This window comes from Dysosmobacter sp. HCP28S3_G4, assembly GCF_052065175.1.
Classification (GTDB): Bacteria; Bacillota; Clostridia; order Oscillospirales; family Oscillospiraceae; genus Oscillibacter.
In genome coordinates this window covers 1-1,900 of the sequence record NZ_JBQHUP010000094.1, presented here as the reverse complement: position 1 = coordinate 1,900, position 1,900 = coordinate 1, and the positions used below count along the sequence as shown (strand labels likewise).

The 1,900-nt window shown below is 48.5% G+C and carries 3 protein-coding genes; all 3 read left to right on the top strand.

Annotated elements, in window-relative coordinates; all coding sequences use genetic code 11:
- Window positions 1-117 precede the first annotated feature (117 nt).
- On the top strand, window positions 118-246 hold the full coding sequence (locus tag ACTNBU_RS12525; RefSeq protein ID WP_441034430.1) for a hypothetical protein: 129 nt from the start codon (window positions 118-120) through the stop codon (window positions 244-246).
- A 46-nt stretch (window positions 247-292) separates the two neighbouring features.
- Window positions 293-424 (top strand): hypothetical protein, encoded by a 132-nt coding sequence (locus ACTNBU_RS12520; RefSeq protein WP_441034428.1) that lies wholly within the window; start codon window positions 293-295, stop codon window positions 422-424.
- Window positions 425-1,184: 760 nt separating this feature from the next.
- A partial coding sequence (locus ACTNBU_RS12515; protein WP_441034426.1) for a transposase occupies window positions 1,185-1,900 on the top strand: 716 nt, incomplete at its 3' end.

The following is a 1,900-nucleotide window of genomic DNA, read 5'->3' as shown; positions in this document are numbered from 1 at the left end:
AGGTCTTAACTGTCAGGCCATTTACTCTCTCATTCTAACAGCTTCGGCTTTGAGATGGAAAAAGACGCGGCTGGCTGCCGCGCCTTAAACCGTAATTATTATTGTAGGAGTATCCATATGAAATCTGTTCTTTTGATTGGACTCGGTCGTTTCGACTGCCACATGGCAGAAAAGCTGAAGGAGCTGCACCACGAGGTGCTGGCTGTGGGCCGGAGCGAGGATTGGGTCAATGACATTCTTCCCTAGTGCCCAATGCGCAAATTGGTCGGCGGTTCGGCATACCGCCGACCACGTGTTTGACTACACTGAACCCACAGACGATCACTCAATTTTTGAAACCGCGGTGCCAGCGTCCTGGGTGGGCAAAACCATCGTGGAGCTGGCTGTCCGGCAGAAGCACCGTATCAATGTGCTGGCTACTTAATGTAACGGGAGCCTGGAACCCCTGCCCGGCCCTACCCATTGCTTCCGGGCGGATGAAACGATTTTTGTTCTCGGCAGCAATCGGGACTTGCAGCGGTTCCTCAATCTGTAAGGCTGTCCCTTATGTGCAAAAAAACCGGGGGATGCAGTACAGTACAGTTTTTAGTTCCGACAACGTGGATGAATGCAAAAATTTTATAAGGTTCGCTAACAGCAAGTTTTTAAGGTTTATCGCTTTTGCTGCAATTGATGGATAGCAACCACAAATTGAAAACAAAGACATTTTATTCCTGATCCGGAGCATTTGACCATATATTTACGGACCAGAAATTATATCAGAAATACGGGCTCACACAAGAAGAAACCAGTATCATAGAGGCGGTAATATAAAGAATCGAAATAAAACAAGGCTCAGAGGTCAACTGACCTCTGAGCCTCAGTCTGTCGAGGAACCCGGCTCCGCATCAAGCGGCAGCCGGGTTTCTGGCACATATAGAGAAAAAGCCGGGAAAAGCAGCAAAGAAAATGCTCCCTCCACTTCCAACTGGCCAGCTTTTTCAGATTCATGGCAGCAAACTTAAGGGAACCTCTAAAAACTCGGCTCAAAATCTTCCATTTCCCCCTAATTTTTAGTATAATTAGTGCCTACTGAACGGTGTAACAATACTCGGAAACCATTGAAAACACTGGGAAAAACAAGGGTAACATGGTATAATGTCTGCAAGTAGATTCGTAAGTTCTGAAGAAAAAGTTTGCAGGTGATGAAGATGTATCGGCACGAAGATTATGACCAGCTTAAGGTGGAGATGCCCTTTGGGGTCACATTGCGTGAGGATAACCGGTGGGTAATCCTCAGCAAGAAGTTCCCTTGGAAAGAGATTGACCGGGAGTATCAGGAACATTTCAAGAGCAGTGAGGGCCAAGTGGCCATTCCATCTCGTCTGGCCTTCGGGGCACTGTATATCCAGGCCGAGGAAGGCTACACAGATGAACAGACCAGACGAAATATCCAGGAGAACCCGTATCTGCAGTACTTCTGCGGATTTGAGTGCTACACCATGGACTCGCCCTTCGACGCATCCATGATGACACATTTCAGGAAGCGTATTTCTCCTGAGATGATTCAACGGATCAACGATCTGGTTTTTGCGCCAGAAGCAGTTGCCAGCATGGATAACCCCGAGGAAGATGATTCCGTAAATCAGGAAGACAGTGAGGACACTCTCTCGGCACAGCCGACAGTAGAAAAGATGATCGATTTGCTGTATCCTTCCGCCCGTGATCTGTACCCCGAGAAGCCCCGGACCTATCGCCAGCAGGCTCGGGAAAGATATTTGGCATACACCAAGAAGCGCACCCATACTGTACGAGAAACGCGGATGGTTCTCCGCGGGAATTTGCAATATATCCAGAGGGATATCGGCTACATCGAGAAGATGGTGGCCCACGGCGTGTCCTTATCGCTGTTGGGGGATGA